17 protein-coding genes are annotated in these 19524 nt (G+C 46.3%); 9 read left to right on the forward strand and 8 right to left on the reverse strand.

Annotated features, from left to right (window positions below):
- Positions 1-57: 57 nt before the first annotated feature.
- Both kdpF and kdpB read right to left on the reverse strand, forming a co-directional pair.
- The gene (kdpF, locus tag ACE1CM_RS36505) at positions 58-435 is read right to left on the reverse strand and encodes a K(+)-transporting ATPase subunit F (RefSeq protein WP_374883832.1); all 378 of its coding nucleotides are present in this window, start codon (positions 433-435) and stop codon (positions 58-60) included.
- A 41-nt stretch (positions 436-476) separates the two neighbouring features.
- Positions 477-2546, reverse strand: coding sequence for a potassium-transporting ATPase subunit KdpB (gene kdpB / locus ACE1CM_RS36510; protein ID WP_374883833.1), 2070 nt, complete (start codon positions 2544-2546; stop codon positions 477-479).
- 148 nt (positions 2547-2694) lie between these two features.
- Here kdpB and ACE1CM_RS36515 point away from each other — a divergent pair, with 148 nt between their 5' ends.
- Positions 2695-3054: a four helix bundle protein gene (locus ACE1CM_RS36515; protein WP_374883834.1), complete on the forward strand. Its 360-nt coding sequence runs from the start codon at positions 2695-2697 to the stop codon at positions 3052-3054.
- 222 nt (positions 3055-3276) lie between these two features.
- On the opposite strand, the gene kdpA is transcribed toward ACE1CM_RS36515, so the two are convergent.
- A complete protein-coding gene (gene kdpA, locus ACE1CM_RS36520) occupies positions 3277-4983 on the reverse strand; it encodes a potassium-transporting ATPase subunit KdpA (protein ID WP_374883835.1) in 1707 nt (568 codons plus the stop codon).
- A 277-nt stretch (positions 4984-5260) separates the two neighbouring features.
- On the opposite strand from kdpA, the gene ACE1CM_RS36525 reads away from it, so the two are divergent.
- The 4 genes from ACE1CM_RS36525 to ACE1CM_RS36540 all read left to right on the forward strand — a co-directional run bounded on the left by ACE1CM_RS36525 (position 5261) and on the right by ACE1CM_RS36540 (position 9685).
- Entirely contained in the window at positions 5261-6430 is a 1170-nt protein-coding gene (locus tag ACE1CM_RS36525) for a sensor histidine kinase (protein ID WP_374883836.1), read from the forward strand.
- Between the two features lies 1 nt (position 6431).
- Positions 6432-7118: a response regulator gene (locus ACE1CM_RS36530; RefSeq protein ID WP_374883837.1), complete on the forward strand. Its 687-nt coding sequence runs from the start codon at positions 6432-6434 to the stop codon at positions 7116-7118.
- 84 nt (positions 7119-7202) lie between these two features.
- Complete coding sequence (locus tag ACE1CM_RS36535; protein ID WP_374883838.1) at positions 7203-8345, forward strand: universal stress protein; 1143 nt, start codon at positions 7203-7205, stop codon at positions 8343-8345.
- 341 nt (positions 8346-8686) lie between these two features.
- Positions 8687-9685 (forward strand): hypothetical protein, encoded by a 999-nt coding sequence (locus tag ACE1CM_RS36540; protein WP_374883839.1) that lies wholly within the window; start codon positions 8687-8689, stop codon positions 9683-9685.
- Positions 9686-9699: 14 nt separating this feature from the next.
- Here the strand turns inward: ACE1CM_RS36540 and ACE1CM_RS36545 are convergent, their stop codons facing one another.
- From ACE1CM_RS36545 to ACE1CM_RS36560, 4 genes are all read right to left on the reverse strand, one after another.
- On the reverse strand, positions 9700-10452 hold the full coding sequence (locus ACE1CM_RS36545; RefSeq protein WP_374883840.1) for a DevA family ABC transporter ATP-binding protein: 753 nt from the start codon (positions 10450-10452) through the stop codon (positions 9700-9702).
- Positions 10453-10555: 103 nt separating this feature from the next.
- Positions 10556-11716 (reverse strand): ABC transporter permease DevC, encoded by a 1161-nt coding sequence (gene devC, locus ACE1CM_RS36550; protein ID WP_374883841.1) that lies wholly within the window; start codon positions 11714-11716, stop codon positions 10556-10558.
- 156 nt (positions 11717-11872) lie between these two features.
- Positions 11873-13513: an HlyD family efflux transporter periplasmic adaptor subunit gene (locus ACE1CM_RS36555; protein WP_374883842.1), complete on the reverse strand. Its 1641-nt coding sequence runs from the start codon at positions 13511-13513 to the stop codon at positions 11873-11875.
- A 194-nt stretch (positions 13514-13707) separates the two neighbouring features.
- A complete protein-coding gene (locus tag ACE1CM_RS36560) occupies positions 13708-14343 on the reverse strand; it encodes a TetR/AcrR family transcriptional regulator (protein WP_374883843.1) in 636 nt (211 codons plus the stop codon).
- Between the two features lie 130 nt (positions 14344-14473).
- On the opposite strand from ACE1CM_RS36560, the gene ACE1CM_RS36565 reads away from it, so the two are divergent.
- Both ACE1CM_RS36565 and ACE1CM_RS36570 read left to right on the forward strand, forming a co-directional pair.
- Positions 14474-15250: an FkbM family methyltransferase gene (locus ACE1CM_RS36565; protein ID WP_374883844.1), complete on the forward strand. Its 777-nt coding sequence runs from the start codon at positions 14474-14476 to the stop codon at positions 15248-15250.
- Between the two features lie 203 nt (positions 15251-15453).
- A complete protein-coding gene (locus tag ACE1CM_RS36570) occupies positions 15454-16662 on the forward strand; it encodes an RNA-guided endonuclease InsQ/TnpB family protein (protein ID WP_374883845.1) in 1209 nt (402 codons plus the stop codon).
- A gap of 11 nt (positions 16663-16673) precedes the next feature.
- Here the strand turns inward: ACE1CM_RS36570 and ACE1CM_RS36575 are convergent, their stop codons facing one another.
- Entirely contained in the window at positions 16674-17411 is a 738-nt protein-coding gene (locus tag ACE1CM_RS36575) for a phycocyanobilin:ferredoxin oxidoreductase (protein ID WP_374883846.1), read from the reverse strand.
- An 87-nt stretch (positions 17412-17498) separates the two neighbouring features.
- Here ACE1CM_RS36575 and ACE1CM_RS36580 point away from each other — a divergent pair, with 87 nt between their 5' ends.
- Positions 17499-18860: a serine/threonine protein kinase gene (locus tag ACE1CM_RS36580; RefSeq protein WP_374883847.1), complete on the forward strand. Its 1362-nt coding sequence runs from the start codon at positions 17499-17501 to the stop codon at positions 18858-18860.
- Positions 18861-18937: 77 nt separating this feature from the next.
- On the forward strand, positions 18938-19123 hold the full coding sequence (gene tatA, locus ACE1CM_RS36585) for a twin-arginine translocase TatA/TatE family subunit (RefSeq protein WP_374883848.1): 186 nt from the start codon (positions 18938-18940) through the stop codon (positions 19121-19123).
- Positions 19124-19524 lie beyond the last annotated feature (401 nt).

Genomic DNA, 19524 nt, shown 5'->3' on the forward strand with positions numbered 1-19524 from the left:
TAATAACTTTATTCTTACCTATTAGCCATTAGCCATTAGCCATTAGCCATTAGCAGTTTAAAATCGCTCTGGTTGGAACATGACTACGAATAAATAAATCGAAAGCGCTACCGTTACAATTGCCAAAATTCCTAGCGCATAAGACTGAGTGCGCGAAAGTGTTTCCCCGCTGGCGGCAAATACCGCAGGTGCAACAACGAGGTTAAAACACAGTAACAGGAATAAGTATAAAGGCAGCTTTTGACGACGCCATTCGCTCCAAATGTGGGAAATTACTTCAGGTGCAATACCAAATCCCGATTGATTACCCCCTGCATTCTTATAGACCGCGCAGGCGGTCTTTGTTTGTGTAGCCCCACCCTTCAGGGTGAGGGATTTTAGCGTTGATAAAAGCGGATTTGGTGTGAGTTGCGATCGCATGTGAATTGGTTCCATATCTTTTGCTAATTGCTAATTGCTAATTGGGGATTATGCCATTACCAAGGAATTAAAACATCAATCAACTTGATGGCAATAAACGGCGCTATTACACCGCCCAATCCATAAATTAAAATGTTTCTTCGCAGCAATTGATCCGCAGTCAAGGGACGGAATTTTACCCCTGTCAGTGCTAGCGGAATCAAGGCAGGAATAATCAAAGCGTTATAAATTAAAGCCGAAAGAATGGCAGATTGCGGACTTTTTAATCCCATAATATTCAGCGCGCCAATTCCAGCAGCCGAAAAAATTGTTGGGATAATCGCGAAATATTTGGCGATATCGTTGGCGATGGAAAAAGTAGTTAAAGCACCCCGCGTAATTAACAATTGCTTCCCAATTGTTACTAAATCGATTAATTTAGTTGGGTCGGAATCCAAATCCACCATATTCGCCGCTTCTTTCGCCGCTTGGGTTCCAGAGTTCATCGCCAACCCGACATTTGCTTGCGCTAAAGCTGGGGCGTCGTTTGTCCCATCCCCCGTCATGGCGACTAGCTTTCCTTGCGATTGTTCGCTGCGAATCACCTCGATTTTGTCTTCCGGCGTCGCTTCGGCGATGAAGTCGTCCACCCCTGCTTCTTTTGCAATCACCGAGGCGGTGATGCGGTTGTCTCCTGTCAGCATGATGGTTTTGACCCCCATGCGGCGCAATTGGTCGAACCGCTCGCGCAAACCCGGTTTTACAATATCTTTGAGGTAAATGACTCCGTAGATTTCGCTATCTTGACAAACGGCTAAAGGCGTGCCTCCTAACTTAGAAACTCGTTCGTAGGCGGCGTCGAGGTCGCTGGGGACTTGACCGCTGCGCGATCGCACAAAGCCCTTAATCGCATCCACCGCGCCTTTCCTGACTTCCCTACCATTGGGTAAATTTGTGCCGCTCATGCGGGTTTTAGCCGAAAATTCCACCCCAAGGGCGCGGTTGCGGTCAAAATCGATCCCAACGCGCAGCCGCTCTGCCAAAGCCACGATAGACCGACCTTCCGGGGTTTCGTCAAACACGCTGGCAGCTAAGGCTACTTTCGCCACTTCTTCTACCGTATGACCCTTGATAGGAATGAATTCATCTGCTAAGCGATTGCCCAAGGTAATCGTGCCGGTTTTATCCAAAACCAGGGTATTGATATCGCCGCAAGCTTCCACCGCCCGCCCGGAGGTGGCAATTACATTGAATTGCGCTACTCTGTCCATCCCGGCGATGCCGATGGCGCTGAGTAAACCGCCGATGGTGGTGGGAATGAGGGCGACGAGGAGGGATATGAGGATAGCGATCGTTGTTGGTGTATTTACGTAGTTCGCCAAAGGCGGCGTGGTGGCGACGACGATTAAAAAGACTTGGGTCAAAACTGCCAGCAAGACGGTGAGGGCGATTTCGTTAGGAGTTTTGCTGCGCGCCGCCCCTTCTACGAGGGATATCATCCGGTCAATGAAGCCTTGACCTGGATCGGCGGTAATTTTAATTACCAACTCGTCGGATACAATCCGAGTACCCCCGGTAACGGAACTGGCGATATCGGTTCCGGGTTGTTTTAAAACGGGGGCAGATTCGCCGGTAATGGCAGATTCATCGACGGAGGCGACTCCGGAAATGACTTCGCCATCGGCGGGAATCATATCTCCGGCGATGACTTTGACTTGATCTCCCCGTCGTAAAGTGGTGGAACTGACTTGTTGAATTGAGCCATCGGGGAGGATTTTACGGGCGAGGGTATCGGAACGAGTTGACCGCAGGGTGTCAGCTTGCGCTTTACCGCGTCCTTCGGCGACGGCTTCGGCAAAGTTGGCGAATAAGACGGTAAAGAAGAGGATGAGGGTAATTAAGCTGTTGAGGAGTCGTTGGTTTTCACCTTGTACGGTGCCGAATAAGTTGGGGTCGATGGTGACTAAGGCGGTGATGATGGTGGCTACCCAGACGATGAACATGACTGGGTTTCTGATGGCGATGCGGGGGTCGAGTTTGCGGAAGGCGTCCCGGATGGCTCTTTGGTAGAGTCCTGCCATGTTGGCTTTGGGTGTGTGTTTGCGGGTGTCGCGGGGACCAGTGGGTATTTTGATGGGTTTGGACATAGATGATGAGTGGATTGCTAATTGCTAATTGCTAATTGCTAATTGCTCATTGCTAATTGCTAATTGCTAATTGCTCATTGCTCATTGCTCATGGTTAAGGTGAGGATGGGTGGGGGAAGACTAGGTGATAGGAATAAGTCGGAGACCTATGGGAAAACCTAGCTTTGAGAAACTGGATGTTTACAAACTGTCGGAAAAACTATCTGATGAGATTTGGCACATTGTTAAGGAATGGGATTCCTTCACTAAAGAGACTATGGGGAAGCAAATTGTTAGGTCTGCGGATAGTGTGTGTGCCAATATTGCAGAAGGAGAAGGTCGATATAATTTCCAAGACAATCGTCGTTTCATCAAAATAGCAAGGGGTTCTTTATACGAAACCATCAACTGGTTAAGACGTGCCTACAGAAGGAATTTATTAACCAAAGAAGAGAGCAAGCGGATTACCTTAATCGTTGATGAACTATGCCCTAAACTAAATGCCTACCTTAATTCTATTGGTCATTAGCTAATGGTTAATGGCTAATGGCTAATTGCTAATTGCTAATTGCTAATTGCTGATTGCTAATTGCTGATTGCTAATTGCTAATGGCTAATTGCTGATTGCTAATTGCTATAAGAGCGTAATATAGCATTTTTCCTAACATTAGCCATTAGCCATTAGCCATTAACCATTAGCCATTAACCATTAGCCATTAGCCATTAGCCATTAGCCATTAACCATTAGCCATTAGCCATTAGCTATTTGGAATGCTTCGGCTATTGGTCCTAGTGCGAGGATGGGGAAGAAGGTGAGGGCGCCGAGGATGAGAATGATGCCTGCGGTGACGCTGATGAATAGTTTGGTGTCGGTTCTCAATGTGCCTACTGTCATGGGGACTGGTTGTTTGCGAGACATGCTGTCTGCTAGTAATAAGAGGGAAATTATGGGGATGTAGCGTCCGGCTAGTAGGCTGAAGCTGGTGCTGAGGTTCCACCATAAAGCGCCGGAGGCGGGTTGGCTGTCTGCTAGTCCTTCAAAACCCGAACCGTTGTTGGCTGCGGCAGAGGCGTATTCGTAAATGATTTGGGCGAGTCCATGATATCCGGGGTTGGTGATGCCGTTGAATTCGGTGGGGAAGCTGATGGCGATCGCTCCAGGAATTAATATGGCTATGGGATGGACGAGTAATATTAAAAAGCTGGCGAGGACTACTTCTCTTTTTTCGATTTTGCGTCCTAAAAATTCTGGGGTTCTGCCTACCATTAGTCCTGTGACGAATACTGCCAATATTAGGTAGGCAAATAGATAAGCGGTTCCGGTTCCTTGTCCGCCCCAAACTATTTGTAAGAACATGTTGGCAAGGGTGACGAATCCGCCTGTGGGCATGAAGGAATCGTGCATACTGTTAACGGCGCCGGTCATTGTGCCTGTGGTACTTACGGCATATAAGGCGGATTCTGCCCAGCCAAATCTGACTTCTTTTCCTTCTAAGTTGGGTGCGGTTGTTCCTAGTAAGGCGTTGATGGCTGGGTTTCCTTGGTATTCGCCTGTGGCGGCGATGATGATAAATAGGATAAAAATTGCCATCACCATGCCGTAAATCAACCAGGCTTGTTTGCGGTTGTTGGCTATGATGCCGAAGGTGTAAATCAACGATGAGGGAATCGCCAGCATGGTGACAATTTCGATTAAATTGGTGGCGGGGTTGGGATTTTCAAAGGGGTGGGCGGAGTTAATCGCGAAAAAGCCACCGCCGTTTTCTCCTAATTCTTTGATGATTTCAAAATGGGCAACGGGACCGCGCGCGATCGCCTGACTTATCCCCCCATTTTCCAATGTCGGCACTACGGTTGGCCCCCCTAATGTTTCCGGCACTCCCAAGGCGATTAAAACAATTGCGCCAACTATACTAATCGGCAGTAAAATTTGCGTAATTGATTTGATTAAATCGACGTAAAAGTTTCCCAATGGTCTACCCGTCAACCCGCGAATAAAAGCGATACCCACCGCCAATCCCGTCGCCGCTGATGTAAACATCATGAATCCTAAAGCAGCAAATTGACTGAAATAACTGTAGGTAGTTTCCCCAGAATAATGCTGCTGATTCGTATTAGTAACAAACGAAATCGCCGTATGTAAATTTGTATCCCAAGTCGGGGAACTTAACCTTGTTGGGTTAAATGGCAACACTCGCTGCCAGCTAAAAATCAAGAAGATAAACGCCGCCATCACTAAATTACTGTAAATAACGGCTCTAGCGTACTGCCAAACCGTCATATCTTCTTTCCTAGCAATCCCGCTTAATCTAAATATCGCCCCTTCTAAAAAATTGGCAATCGGGTCAAAAAACGTTTTATCTCCTAAATAAACCCGCGCCATATACCCGCCAAACACAGGCGTTATTGCCACAACAATCAGCAAAATTATTGCTATTTGAATCCATCCCTCTAACATACTTTATAACACCTCCAAAACTCATCTATCTTTCCAACCAACTCTTCTTTTCTCTTACCTCTGCGTTCTCTGCGCCTCTGCGGTTCAATAATCCAGTATTTTTCCATTCAACAAACTAATATTGCCGCATTTTTCCATAAAACAACAGGTATAAATCGCAGTTTAGCGAAGTTTTATATGAGAAGATATACCTCTTAAGATACAAAAGCGTTTAGAGCGTTTAGAAAGTGTTTAGTTGCCAAATATACCAGTGAATATATATTGAATTACAAAATTTATGGATATAATAAAAAATATAACTACTCTGGTAAATTCCCAGATGTCGCTTCAGTTATTGCTTCAAGCTTTACCTCGCAGGTGGATTCGGAAGCTAAAAGATCCGCAGTGGGGTGTATTCTGGACGATCGTGGGACTGTTTGTGGCGATCGCTATTTTAGAATTCTCCACGCCCCCCAGCTACGTATTCGCCTATCTTTACATCGGGCCAATTTTACTCGCTTCCTCGCGGTTGAGTCGCGAAGCAACGGTCCAATTTACCCTGGTGGCGGTGGTTTTAACCATGGTAGCGCTGTGGGGTTCCGGCGGAAACGGTCTTTTAGCGCCAACGATCGCATCCAGGCTGATCGCGGTGCTAGCATTGGGAGTAACGGGATTTTTAAGCGATCGCAATCGCAGATACCTTGATGCGATCGCACAACAGCAAGCCAAACTAGAAGCTGGGGAAAAATTATCCCGTCTGCGAGAAGATTTTGCTTCTACCCTCACCCACGATTTGAAAACACCCCTATTAGGTGCGATAGAAACTCTCAAAGCGTTCGATCAAGAACACTTTGGTGCAATTCTACCCGCACAGCGAAAAGTTTTGGCAACAATCGTCCGCAGTCACCAAACAAGTCTGCAACTGGTAGAAACTTTATTAGATGTTTACCGCAACGATACGGAAGGATTGCAACTCCAACTCGCTCCGGTAGATTTAGTAACTATAGCAGAGGAAGTCGCAGCAACGCTATTTGACCTCGCTAAAAGCCGTCGCGTTCACCTCTCATTTAACCACGGCGATTCGGAGTTTCGCAAGTATTTATGGGTAAATGGAGATGGATTTCAACTAGGGCGAGTATTTGCCAATCTGCTCACCAATGCCATTAACCATACCCCACGGGGCGGTAAAGTGGAAATTGTGCTGGAGCCTGGAGTTTCTTATCAAGTTGCCAAAATTATCGATACGGGTGCGGGGATAACAGCGGATCAACTACCCCACCTGTTTGAGAGATTTTATCAAGGAGATAGCGATCGCACTGCCAAAGGATCCGGTTTGGGTTTGTATCTAACTCGTCAAATTATCGCAGCACATGGCGGTACAATTTGGGCGGAGAGTCGTTCTCCCTATGGAGCAATCTTTTGTTTCCGATTGCCTGCTTTTCCCATCCAGCCGCATTCATCTCAATAAAATGCCCGCTGCCTCTATTAAAATCCTCCTAGTGGAAGATGACGAACTATTCCGTTTGGGTTTGCGAACTCGACTCGAACGAGAACCGGGAATGGAAATTGTTGCCGAAGCCGAAGATGGCGAAACTGCTGTAGAATTGGCAAAACACTATCCTTTAAATGTCGTAGTTCTTGACATCGGTTTGCCAGGAATTGGCGGCATCGAAGCCTGTCGTCAACTCAAACAAGCACAACCTAACCTACCGATTTTAGTCCTGACTTCCCGCACGCAAAAATCTCTGATTGTCAGGTTAATTGAAGCCGGAGTCCAGGGTTATTCTCAAAAAGGCGTCCCATCGGAAACGCTCATTTTAGCCATTCGTTCGGTGGCGGCGGGTGCGTCTTGGTGGGACTCAACCGCAACCGCAGAAATTAGAGCCAATTGTAGCAATCATTCTACTACTCCCAATCTTGAAGATGAAACTAATAGTAATAACCATCTCACCAGGCGCGAACAAGAAATCCTCGCCTTAATTGCAGCGGGTAAAACCAATCAAGAAATAGCCAACCTGCTTTATATTGCCCCCGGTACGGTGCGGGTACACGTGCATACAATATTGCACAAATTAGGCGTTAACGACCGCACCAGAGCAGCCGTAATTGCAATTCAAAAGCAATTAATCCCTCAAGAATTACTAAGCGATCGCTAATAGTGAATACCGAAACTAGAAACTTATTTTCTCTAACCAATTAGCAATTAGCAATTAGCAATTAGCAATTAGCAATTAGCAATTATGATTTATTCCAGCGAAATGAATGGCGATCGCAACAGGCGTCGCGGCAAGCATAAAATATTTATCGGCATGTCTCCCGGCGTTGGTAAAACTTACCGCATGTTAGAAGAAGGCAAGCAACTAAAAGAAGAAGGCATTGATGTTGTCATTGGATTGTTGGAAACCCACGGACGGGAAGAAACCGCAGAACAAGCAGTTGGTTTAGAAATAGTGCCGCGCCAACAAATAACAGTGTCTGGCACCACCCTAACCGAAATGGACACCGATGCTGTCGTGGCGCGCCAGCCTCAACTCGCTTTAATTGATGAATTGGCGCATACAAACGTACCGGGATCTCAGCGAGAAAAGCGTTACCAAGATGTTGAATATATTTTATCAAAAGGCATAGATGTTTATTCAACTGTCAATATTCAGCATCTAGAAAGTTTGAACGATATCGTCGCTAGAATTACGGGAATTGTTGTACGCGAACGCATTCCGGATCGCGTTTTAGAAGCAGCCGATGAAGTTGTTGTTGTGGACGTGACGCCAGAAACTTTAGAAGAACGTCTAACCGAAGGAAAAATCTACGCCCCCCATAAAATAGACCAAGCTTTACAACACTTTTTCCAGCGGCGCAATTTGATTGCACTTAGAGAGTTAGCGTTGCGGGAAGTCGCAGACAATATTGAAGAGGAAGCACTCGAACAAGAAGCGATCGGTGCAACTTCTAAAGGGGAGTATTGCAACATCCTCGAACGGGTTTTAGTCTGCGTCTCGACTTACCCGAATTCCTTGCAGTTGATTCGGCGAGGGGCAAGAATTGCCAGTTATATGAATGGTCGTCTTTATGTTTTATTTGTGGATAACCCGGATCGATTTCTCACCAGGGAAGAAAGCTTGCACATTCACAATTGCGAAAAGCTGTGTCAGGAATTTAGCGGCGAATTTTTGCGCGTCACCAGCTATGATATCGCCAACGCGATCGCTAACGTAGCAAAAGAATACCGCATTACTCAGATTGTAGTTGGGAAAAGCCCGCGCTCGCGCTGGAAGTTGCTGCTGAGGGGATCTTTAACGCAACAGCTAGTGCGACTGCTCAAAAATATCGATTTACATATTATCGCCAGCGATAAAAAACCTGCCCGCTCCCTCGATTCCTAGCTTTCTGTGACAAGGATCTTTCCCAGTCTCCCTCAGATTCAGCCTTTCACCCATGGCGAGTCATAGGCATTGAGGTTATCAGTTATAATTTAGCCACCCATGGGATCTTGACCTATGGGCGATCGCCCAGGCAAAATAGGTAACATTATTTAGAAAAATGGTATAAATTTCCAGTAGCTTCATTTGTCGGGAATGACATTCAGGAGTGCAACTACCGTATTCAGTGGAAACACTGAGTACCCCTAAAATCATTAGTATTTGGTGACTTTACTGATGATGACAACACCTTCCTAATGGGCATTCTATAAACAGACCTATTTTTTCAGATCACCCGCCCGACCATGTCAAAACCAATTATTCTCATACAACCGCAATTAGGATCTGCCCCCCCCAAGGATCAAACTAATAATCTCCCGCCGGATGCAATCTGGATGGGATCGTCTGGGGTATTGGCTTTATTGACCCTTGGTTTAGGAGTCTATTCTTTTCTCCAGGTTAAAAAGCTGGCAAAAGAACTGCGAATGGAAAAGTTTAAAAGCGAAGATGTTAAGAAAAAGTTAAAATTGGCGCTGGAAACGATTCGGAAAATGGAAACCAATCCCGATTTGGTTCACTCGCGAGAATTCAACCTCGACTATCTGCGGATGCGGATGGCTGAGGAAGTATTTCACTTTGCGATTGTCAATCAAATTAAGGTCAAGGTGAAAGATAAAATTTCCATCGCGTTGCGTCCGACTCAGGCGCAACAAGCTGCTGTCGGAATTGCCACGACCGCAGGCAGGCAAGTCGATGAAACTTTCGATGTAGAGTATCAGACGGCAGATAGCCCGAAGTCTAAAAAGGCCGTGTTGTTCCGGATTCAAATTCGGTTAATGAAGTTACCCACCCAAGCGACTTCGGTGACAATTAATCAAATTATCGACTGCATTGAAACTTACTTGAGTCCTTCTGACGAACATGATAATTGGCAACCGACGATTCAAGGTCGGATTGTGCAAATCCAATGGGATCAAAAAGCCAAGCCTACACCTTTGCTGGTGCTAGAACAATCGAATGAAGGGGTAAACGTCAGCTTCGCTACTAAAAGGCAAGTGTCCGCACCCGCAGCAGATATGCTACCACCGACTCCGCCGCCATCCAAACGGCAAGCGCCTGGTGAGGATCAAAAGCCTGCTGCTGCCAAACGTCCGACGCCTGGTGGGGATCGCAAGCCTCCTGCGCCCAAAACCGCGCCCCAGTCTCACCCTAAAATGCCCCTACCCGCCAATGGTAGGACGCCCCAAGCCAAGCCAAATCAAACGCGCCCACCAGTCAATCCGGCTAAAAAAACCGCAAAATAGTTTGAGCAGTTTAACTAATGAGACACCACCCCCAGGGGTGCATCTTTTGCCAAACGACCATCTTCCATATGCACGATGCGGTCGGCAATATCCAAAATCCGGTTATCGTGAGTCACCATTAAGATCGTACAGCCTTGTTCTTTGGCTAAGCGCTGCATTAATTCGACGACATCGCGACCCGATTTGCTGTCTAATGCGGCGGTAGGTTCGTCGGCTAAAACAATTTTAGGATGGCTGACCAAGGCGCGCGCGATCGCCACTCTTTGTTTTTGTCCCCCTGATAAATTCTCCGGGTAATAATCGATACGCTGACCTAACCCGACTGCTTCCAGCATCGTTTTGGCTTTAGCATTGGCTTCTTTGTGAGAAATCTCAGGGTGCAACTCCAGGGACATTAACACGTTTTGTTTGGCTGTCAAACTTTTGAGCAAGTTGTGCGCCTGGAAAATATAGCCAATATTGCGCCTCGCCTCTACTAACCTATTTTTACTCGCTCCTACTAATTCTTTACCTAAAATTTTTAGACTGCCTTCTATCGGCGATCGCAAACCTCCTATCATCGTCAGCAAGGTGGTTTTCCCCGACCCAGAAGGCCCCGTCATCAGTACAATTTCCCCCGGATATATTTCCAGACTGACATCAAATAATACCTGTTTCTTGAGCGACCCTTTACCAAAGTAATGATTCACATTTTTAATGTCAATCACTGGTTCGCTAACCAAGCGATTTCCACTTATAGCCTGTGTTTCATTCAGCGTCACTTCCATTTTGTTGCCCTTTGATTGTTAATTCTTCACCAATTACCAATTCCCCGCCTGGGACCGCAATTACCAATTACCAATTAGCAATTAGCCATTAGCAATTAGCCATTTAAAAAATATCTGCCGGATCTGCTGCTTGCAGTTTCCGCACCGCAATCGCACCCGATATCGTACACATAATTACAGTTAAAACCAGCACTGTTGTTGCTCTAGCTATTGTCATTACCATCGGCAAACTGGTAGCATTTCGCGTCAAAGTATACAAAACAGTTGCCACCCCATATCCTGGTATAAACCCTAAAATTGATAAAATAATCGCTTCTTGAAATACCACCCCCAGTAAATATAAATTTTTATACCCCATTGCTTTGAGCGTGGCATATTCAGCCAGGTGATCCGCCACATCGGTATAAAGAATTTGATACACGATTACCGTCCCGACAATAAATCCCATTAACGTACCTAAAAAGAACACAAATCCAATCGATGTCCCCGTTTCCCAATATTGCTTTTCAAACTGGATAAATTCTTCTTGATATAGCACTAAAACATCCGGATATGCATCTTTATAATAATTCTTCATCTTGGTTAAAACTTGTTCTTTATTGGCATCTGGTTTTAAATTAATTACGCCTATATCAATCGAACCTCTGTCCCGCCGAGAAAAGATACGCAGAAAGTTTAAATCGCTGGTGACGACGTTGCCATCTGCACCGAAAGATGCACCCAATTTAAACAATCCACCCACTCTGACCCGACGGCTATCTATTTCTGTTTCTACCGTTTGTCCAGAATTAAATAACTTTTCAACTGGCCCGAATTCCTCTCTAGATGCCGAATCGAATAAAACTACATCCGGAATTTTCACTTTATCCAAATTTTCCGCCAGTCCTGGTAAATTAAAAATTTGAGCGGCCGGATTAAAGGCAATCACCATTAATTGTCTGGTTTTGCGATTTTCGGGATTTTTCCAAATGCCGAAACCGAGATAAACAGGTGTAATTGTTTCCACTCCCTCAAACGCCATCGCTTGATATAATCGCCGCTGGGAAAAACTTTTCATCGCAATCAAAGCCGTGGATTGACTGCTGATTAAAAAGATATCGCCCCGCACATTTTTATGAAAAGTAATCGCACTTTCAAACAGCGCATCGCGAAATCCTAACTGCATAAACATCAAGATATCGGCGAAGCCAATCCCCGCTAAAGCAACGAGGAGTCGGACTTTTTCTTTTGTCAGTTGTAGCCAAGCGAGAGGTATTCTTGCCATCGTAGTAATGGGTCGTATGTCTGAATTATTTCTCTCTCTTCTCTTCTCTGACTCTGCGTCCTCTGCGTCTCTGCGGTTCAATAATTCAGAAACAACCGGAGGGGCGAGTTTAGATAAACTGTCGCCTTAAGTATAGATGGTTGGTGAAACCCGCCCCTACTGACCAATGATGATTCTGGCGATCACTTTTGAGTAGGTTAAACCAGAAACTTTCCTACTAGATTCTGGATCGAGTTGGATTTTGACTTCTACAACTCTGGCGTCTACGTCGGCGGCGGGATCGGTGTTGAGGATGTCTTTTTTACCGATTTGCAAGCCAATTTCAGCGACGGTTCCTTTAAGTTCGCCTTCAAAGGCATTTGTTTCGCTGTTAATTGTGGCAGCTTGACCGAGTTTTACTTTAGCGATATCGCTTTCGTAAACTTCGGCGATCGCATACATTTGTCCGGTTTGTCCGATATCGGCTATTCCATTGGTACTGCTAACAGATTCTCCCGCTTTTGTGTGAATTTTCAACACTTGTCCGTCAATCGGCGATCGCACGAAGGCTTGATCCAAATCCGCTTGCGCTTTCTTCACTGTTGCTTTGGCGCGGTCAATCTCTGCTTGCGCTGCATTTACGTCGGTAGGACGCACTTCGGCAATTTGGGTTAAAGTCGCTCGCGCTTGTTTGATTTGCTCGTTTAATGTATCTATTGTTTTGTTACGGTTGGCTTGTGCCTCCTTAATTTGTTGGGTTAAAGTTGCTTCGGTTCGACTCAAGTTCGCTCTGGCTTCATTTATTTGCTGGGTTACCGTATCTGCTGTTTTGTTACGATTGGCTTGCGCTTCATTTATTTGCTCAATTAACGTGGCTTCGGTTCTGATTAAATTCGCTTTCGCTTCGTTAATTTGTTGCGTCAGCGTGGCTTCGGTGCGGCTTAAATTGGCTTTGGCTTCATTGAGCTGCTGAAAAGCCGTTTCTAATTCCAAGCGCTTGGTGTCAATTCTAGAGGCCGCAATTGCTCCTTGTTGGGATAGCATCTCATAGCGGCGAAATTCGGTTTGAGCATTTTGCTGCTGTGCCGAAAGGCGGGCGATCGCTGCTTGTTGCGTCCTCTTTTCTCCCAATAATTGCGCTTGCAGGCGGGCGATGGTGGCTTGTTGCGTTTTCCTTTCCCCGTCTAACTGCGCTTGCAGGCGGGCTATTTCTGCTCTTTGCTGCGCCGCGTCTCCCGTTTGTTGCGCTTGTAGGCGGGCTATTGTGGCTTGTTGTGCTTTCCTTTCTCCCTCTAATTGCTCTTGCCAACGGGTAATTTCTGCTCTTTGGGTATTGATTTCCCCCTCCAGCTGGGCTTGCAGGCGGGCTATTTCGGCGCGTTGGGCGGCTAGTTCTCCCGCTTTCGCCCCTGCTTGAACTTTGGCTAAATTGGCTTCGGCAACTCGCACGTCTTGTTTGGCTTGTTCTAACCCGGCTTGCAAGCGATCGCGGCTGTCTAAAATTGCCACTAGCTGCCCTGTTTTCACCTGCTCTCCCTGTTTTACCAGCAGTTGCGCCACCCGCGACCCTTCTATCGAACTCGACGCCGATACTTTAATCACCTCTCCTTGGGGTTCCAGGCGTCCCAATGCCGTTACCGATGCGATCGCTGGCGCCACCGCCACTGGTACTTCCACTTGGGGCTGCACCCTCGTCTGTTGATAAACCTGATATAGCCCTACCCCACTCACACTAGCCGCCATAATTGCTAGCGGGATCGTCCAGCGGACTGGATATTTTAGCCATTGCCTATCTTTAACAGGTAACTCTATCCGCATAACTTTTCTTTACAACCCCTTTACTAAGCTTAATATTTTTTTTTCCAGAGGAAGAGGAAGGAGGTGCGATCTATCTACCTGTCTTTCAGCTTCTATCCGGAAAGGCTCGCCGCGCTTCCTCCTATTGAGCTATCCGACTTGATTGATTAATTAATCAACTTGCTCAGAAAAAAAGACGGTTTTAGCGATGTTTGCTAAGCACCCCCTGCATCAGTTACAAGCATTCCTTGCAAGAAAACCTCAACGGTAGTCTTTACCATTGTCTCGGCGTCAAGTTGCTGCGTATCTGGCTGGGGAAAGATTTCCCGCGTGAAAATATACGCCAGCAAAGCGCCAATAAAACAATAAGCTGCTGCTCCTGGTTCCATTGGTTTCAGCACGCCAGCAGACATTTGTTTTGCCAGATAGCGACTTAAAAATGCCATTTCGCGACTTGGTCCAGCGTTGTTCATCACTTCGGCAACTTTCGGTTGTCGGAATGCTTCGCTCATCACCAGCTTAAACATGGCGACGGCGGTCGGGTTTTCCAAGGTTTTCAGGAAGGCGCCAGCGAAGGTGGTTAGCACCTCTTGCGGTGGTTTGGTTAAAATCTCGTCACCGCTGTGAGCCAGCAGTTGCAGCAGGGGAACGCGCTGTTCTAATACCTGCTGGAATAGGTCGCTTTTGTCTTTAAAGTAGTGGTAGATCAGTCCAGGTGAGCCAATATTGGCAGCTTGGGCGATGTCTTTATTAGTTGCCTTTTCAAAGCCAAAGCTCGCAAAGACTTCCAATGCACCGTCTATAATTTGCTGCCGCCGCCGCTCGAACTCTACCTGGTCGTGGGCAGGCATGGTTTAATCTTGTTCTTTGATTGATTGGTTAATCAATATAGTAGCACGTGACAAATTGTTGTCAATGTTTGTGCGAGCCAGTAATTTGTCAAAATAAAGCTGACCAGCCGAGTGAGTACTATAAAAGATCATGCTAAAGGATTACATAGCTCACCAACTAATTGGTACGCCATTCGAGTCACCAGCCCGTCGCTGGCGCGAGTTGACCAAAATATCGCACAAATTGAAGCATCCAGAGCTGCGGGAGATGCACGCAGAGTCGTCGCGAATCGATCTGGCGATCGAGCGAATCATCAAGGACTCTATGAATTGCATCGATATTGGATGTCACCTGGGATCTGTGGTGCAACAGATGAAACGGCTATCGCCGCGAGGTCGCCACATAGCCATCGAGCCGGTTCCTTACAAGGCAAATTGGCTCAAGCGCAAGTTTGCTGACGTCGAGGTGATGCAATTAGCTCTGAGCGATCAGTCCGGCGAAGCAGAGTTTTTCGTACAGCCCGCGCGGTCTGGCTTTAGCGGACTGCGGTTCCATGACTCCGGTACGGAGAAAGTGGAGCGGATCGTGGTTAAATGCGAGCGGCTTGACGACCTAGTGCCACTCGACCGCCCGATTGGTTTTATCAAGGTTGATGTGGAAGGGGGCGAACTTGCTGTACTTCAGGGGGGAGAAGAACTGTTAAAACGTTGTCGTCCAGCGATACTGTTCGAGTGTACCAAAACTGGATTGCAGGCATTTCAAATCCACCCCAAAGACATCTACTACTTTTTGGTAGATAGGCATGGGTACGCAGTGTTCCTAGTCAAGGACTGGCTTTTGGGTGGGGAGCGGCTAAGTTACGAAAAGTTTGTGCAAGCGATGCAGTACCCATTTCAAGCGTTCAACTTCTTGGCAATTTCCAGCTGAACCGGGCTACATTGACCAAAATTAATGGGATACAAGCCCCGCCCTTATAGGGCGGCTTTAATTGTTCAGCTCAGAAAACTTAGTAGCAGCTTAGTCCCTTTGATTTTCAGGCATTCGCAATTCAATTGTTAAAAATGCCATAAACTAGCGGGTTATTTGTACGCCAATCATGTAGACTAAAAACAGAGCAAATCCAGGTCGATATGTTAGTTCTAGAGTACAAAGTCAAAGGCAAGCCAAGTCAATATCGGGCAATCGAAGAAGCCATCCGGACAGTACAATTTGTCCGCAACAAGTGCATTCGTTATTGGATGGACGCTCCTAGAGAAGCCAAGATTAATTATGCTCGTCTTTGTAACTATGTCACAGAACTACGCAACGAATTCTCCTTTGTTCAAGCCTTGAACGTACATGCAGGTCAAGCATCTGCTGAACGTGGATGGTCTGCGATTTCCAGGTTTTACAATAACTGCAAGTCTAAAAAACCAGGCAAAAAAGGCTATCCGCGTTTCCAGAAAGACAACCGCTCAGTTGAGTACAAAACTTCTGGATGGAAGCTACACCCAACCTGTCGCCGCATTACCTTTACTGACAAAAAAGGGATCGGCGAACTGAAGCTACTTGGAACTTGGGATATTCATACTTACCCAATTAAGTCAATTAAGCGGGTAAGATTGGTACGTCGTGCCGATGGTTTTTATTGCCAATTTGCCATCAACGTTGAGGTAAAAGAGCAACTAGAACCAATGGGAAATGTCATCGGGCTGGATGTAGGTCTGGAGTATTTCTACACCGACTCCAATGGATATCAGGAGGAAAACCCGCGATTTCTAAGGAAAGCCGAAGCTAAAATTAAGCACGCCCAACGCCGGATCTACAAGAAGGAAAAAGGCAAAAACGGACGCCGCAAGGCACGGAAAGCATTTGCCAAGAAGCACCTAAAAGTAAGTAGGCAACGGAACGAACACGCCAAAAGACTGGCGAGAAACGTATGCAAGTCTAACGACTTAGTAGCCTACGAAGATTTAGTTGTTCGCAATATGGTCAAAAACCATTGTTTGGCTAAGTCAATTAACGACGCTAGCTGGACGCAATTTAGACAGTGGCTTGAGTATAATGCTTGCAAATTTGAGCGCATTGCTGTTGCAGTTAGCCCACAATACACCAGCCAAAAGTGCAGTAATTGTGGTGCAATTGTGAAGAAGTCTCTATCAGTTCGCACTCACATCTGTAAGTGCGGGTGTAAGCTTAATAGAGACGAAAACGCTGCGCTAAATATTTTAAATCTTGCTCTGCAAGCTAGGGGAGGGCATCCCCGAAGTAACGCTGTAGGAGTTGGAGTCACTCCGCTAGTTGGTGAAAACCTGCTAGAGCAAACTCTGACGTTGATTACAGAATCCTCGTACCTTTAGGTCGAGGAGTGTCAATACACATAATCAAATAGCACTGTAGTCATGTAGCGTTCTGCCCAGTCAGTGCCAAAGGCTTTTTCTAGGACGCGGCGGGTTTTGTCATTTTGCTGCTGTTTGGTGCAATAGTTGCGCTGTCCGGCAAGAATTTGCACCCGCTGTTCCCTGGGTACTGGTTGGGATGCGATCGCTGTCTGGCAGTGAATTTCCAAAAAACACTTGACACGAGCGAGAAACTGTGCTTCTTCCTCTGGGCTACCCGGTCGAATAAAGATGCAAAATTCGGAAAAGATATCGCCCCAAGGGGGAAGATCGCGGGGTTGGGAGAAGTGTGGGGTGGGGGTAGCGGCGAGGGCGGATCGGTAACGATCGGGTAAAGTGAGATCTGGGTTAGTGGGAGAGAGATCGGCGATTGCAGCGCTAATTTGTCCTTTAGCGCCGACTAAATCGCAGCCAAACATCGGTAACGGGTATTCGGGGCGGGGAAACATGACGCAGTGCAAAATATCGAGCATTGACCCGACTTTTGCCAGTTCCAGGTGCATTTTGCGAAACTGGGGCGTTTGATAGCAGCGGTTTTCGATCGTCAGTTTTTCCCCTTCCAGGCGTCCTTCCACATATCCCAAATCTTCTGGCAAGTGGTAAGGTGAAAGGTCAAGGTATTGTGACCAAGTGGACTCGATACAGTCAGCCAGTTGACGAATCAGGGGGTGTTGTTGTTCGCGCAGAGAAGCGTTGGGGCTTTGTATCATTTTTTTGTTTAAAAATTGCAACAATCGGGGCGTAGCGCCCAGCTTAATTCAGAATAAACGAATATAGAGGGCGAGGGAAGCAAGATAATGTTCGATCGGCTATTGGACGATAGGCTATCCACCCTGGGAGATCGCTACGATATTATCCGGCAGCTTGGAAAAAAATCCGGAAGACGGACGCTGCTGGCGCGCGATCGCCAAACCCAAGAATTAGTCGTCATCAAGTTACTGTCTTTTGGCAGCGATTTTGCATGGGACGACCTCAAGTTGTTTGAACGAGAAGCATCGATCTTACAAGCATTATCCCATCCAGCGATTCCTCGGTATCTCAACCATTTTGAAATTGACTTGCCCCAGGGTAAAGGATTTGCCCTCGTACAAAGTTACATTCAAGCCAAATCCTTAGAAGAACATCTCAAAAGCGGACGAACTTTCACTCAAGCAGAAGTCGGGGAAATTGCCAAAGCTTTGTTACAAATCTTAATTGATTTGCACAACCGTCAACCTGCGGTGATTCACCGCGATATCAAACCCAGCAATATTTTATTAACCAACCGTTCTGCCCATAGTGTCGGGCAAGTTTATTTAGTAGATTTTGGTTCGGTGCAAACCCTTGCAGCCAAACAAGGCGGGACAATTACCGTAGTAGGAACTTATGGATATATGCCACCCGAACAATTTGGCGGACGTGCAGTTCCCGCTTCCGATCTTTATAGTTTAGGGGCGACATTAATTTACTTGGTAACGGGGACGCATCCAGCGGATTTACCGCAGGAAGAATTGCGAATTCAATTTGAGAAAATGGCTAATCTTAGCCAGAGTTTTAGCCGCTGGTTAAGGCGGATGACACACCCCAGTTTAGATCGGCGATTCACCTCGGCTAGGGAGGCACTCGAAGCTTTAGAAAACGAGTCTTCAACGGATATTGGGTATTTAGCCGTTGCACAACCAGCTAGCAGCCAATTCTTGCTGAAAAAAGATGAATACTCTATAGAAATTATCACCCCACCATCGGGATTTAACTTGCCAGTTGCTGCAATGTCTTTTGGATCGATTAGCTTAATATTTTGGCTAATTTTAAACTTTGGGCATCCCGCTAATCTGATGTCAGCCTTGCTATTTTTACCTTATTTAGTCCCTTTGGGTATAATGGGAGAGAGGATTTTATTTGCCTTATTTGGACGCTATCGGTTGCGGATCGACTGGCGATATATTTCTAAAACTTACGAACTGTTTGGATTGAAGCGCAATCTGTTTCGACCCGCGCGACGGCGTGAGATTACTAAAATTGAGTATATTGAGCGTGACTCTAACCATCGTAAAATTGTCATCTGGGCAGGGTCACAAAAATGCGAATTTGGCGCTGCAATGGCGAATGAAGAGGAACTCGAATGGTTAGCGGGTGAACTCAGCGATTGGTTAGGATTGCCTTTGACACGAAGCGAGTAGTAGAGAAACCCGGTTTCTCATAGAAACCGGGTTTATTTGTTGAAAGTTACCCTAAAAATAGATAAAAGGAGACTGATATGTTTGGATTAGGATTGCCGGAAATGGGAATTATTGCCGTAGTAGCACTTCTAATTTTTGGCCCTAAGAAAATTCCAGAAATGGGACGCGCCTTGGCTAAAACTTTACGGGGTTTTAAAGAAGAGATGAATAACCCGGAAACAGAGAAAGATGCACCAGCGGAAGAAGTAAAAACTAAAGATTAGACCTGTCTTGAAAATAGCAGGTGAGATGGATTTTCATCCTTGGTTGCGAACGTAGTTCATGCAAGTCGATTCGTGACAGGTTAAGAAAGTGGAATGAATGTCAATGAGCGAATATACTCAAATTAATCGGGAATGATAATGAGAATCTCACCGGGTCGGGGAGAGGGGAAAGCCAATCAACGATTGCCTTTCCCCTCTGTCACGAATGGCCTCAACCTTATAACTAACGCAAGTTGCTAGTTATAAACAAGGGCGTTGCTAATTGCTAATTGCTAATCTTGGATTTTTACCAATCTCGCCATTAGCCATTAGCTGCTATGCATGAGATAACTAACAACTTGAGTTAACTAGCAACTTGAGTTATTTATCTATACTTAAGTTAGTGGGCTTTGGGAGCATGT

Source organism: Microseira sp. BLCC-F43, assembly GCF_041929235.1.
Taxonomy (GTDB): Bacteria; Cyanobacteriota; Cyanobacteriia; order Cyanobacteriales; family Aerosakkonemataceae; genus Microseira.

What these genes read in the sequence shown, in the direction of transcription:
- kdpF (WP_374883832.1), bottom strand. Translation starts at nt 435, where the DNA reads ATGGAACCAATTCACATGCGATCGCAACTCACACCAAATCCGCTTTTA.
- kdpB (WP_374883833.1), bottom strand. Translation starts at nt 2,546, where the DNA reads ATGTCCAAACCCATCAAAATACCCACTGGTCCCCGCGACACCCGCAAA.
- ACE1CM_RS36515 (WP_374883834.1), top strand. Translation starts at nt 2,695, where the DNA reads ATGGGAAAACCTAGCTTTGAGAAACTGGATGTTTACAAACTGTCGGAA.
- kdpA (WP_374883835.1), bottom strand. Translation starts at nt 4,983, where the DNA reads ATGTTAGAGGGATGGATTCAAATAGCAATAATTTTGCTGATTGTTGTG.
- ACE1CM_RS36525 (WP_374883836.1), top strand. Translation starts at nt 5,261, where the DNA reads ATGGATATAATAAAAAATATAACTACTCTGGTAAATTCCCAGATGTCG.
- ACE1CM_RS36530 (WP_374883837.1), top strand. Translation starts at nt 6,432, where the DNA reads ATGCCCGCTGCCTCTATTAAAATCCTCCTAGTGGAAGATGACGAACTA.
- ACE1CM_RS36535 (WP_374883838.1), top strand. Translation starts at nt 7,203, where the DNA reads ATGATTTATTCCAGCGAAATGAATGGCGATCGCAACAGGCGTCGCGGC.
- ACE1CM_RS36540 (WP_374883839.1), top strand. Translation starts at nt 8,687, where the DNA reads ATGTCAAAACCAATTATTCTCATACAACCGCAATTAGGATCTGCCCCC.
- ACE1CM_RS36545 (WP_374883840.1), bottom strand. Translation starts at nt 10,452, where the DNA reads ATGGAAGTGACGCTGAATGAAACACAGGCTATAAGTGGAAATCGCTTG.
- devC (WP_374883841.1), bottom strand. Translation starts at nt 11,716, where the DNA reads ATGGCAAGAATACCTCTCGCTTGGCTACAACTGACAAAAGAAAAAGTC.
- ACE1CM_RS36555 (WP_374883842.1), bottom strand. Translation starts at nt 13,513, where the DNA reads ATGCGGATAGAGTTACCTGTTAAAGATAGGCAATGGCTAAAATATCCA.
- ACE1CM_RS36560 (WP_374883843.1), bottom strand. Translation starts at nt 14,343, where the DNA reads ATGCCTGCCCACGACCAGGTAGAGTTCGAGCGGCGGCGGCAGCAAATT.
- ACE1CM_RS36565 (WP_374883844.1), top strand. Translation starts at nt 14,474, where the DNA reads ATGCTAAAGGATTACATAGCTCACCAACTAATTGGTACGCCATTCGAG.
- ACE1CM_RS36570 (WP_374883845.1), top strand. Translation starts at nt 15,454, where the DNA reads ATGTTAGTTCTAGAGTACAAAGTCAAAGGCAAGCCAAGTCAATATCGG.
- ACE1CM_RS36575 (WP_374883846.1), bottom strand. Translation starts at nt 17,411, where the DNA reads ATGATACAAAGCCCCAACGCTTCTCTGCGCGAACAACAACACCCCCTG.
- ACE1CM_RS36580 (WP_374883847.1), top strand. Translation starts at nt 17,499, where the DNA reads ATGTTCGATCGGCTATTGGACGATAGGCTATCCACCCTGGGAGATCGC.
- tatA (WP_374883848.1), top strand. Translation starts at nt 18,938, where the DNA reads ATGTTTGGATTAGGATTGCCGGAAATGGGAATTATTGCCGTAGTAGCA.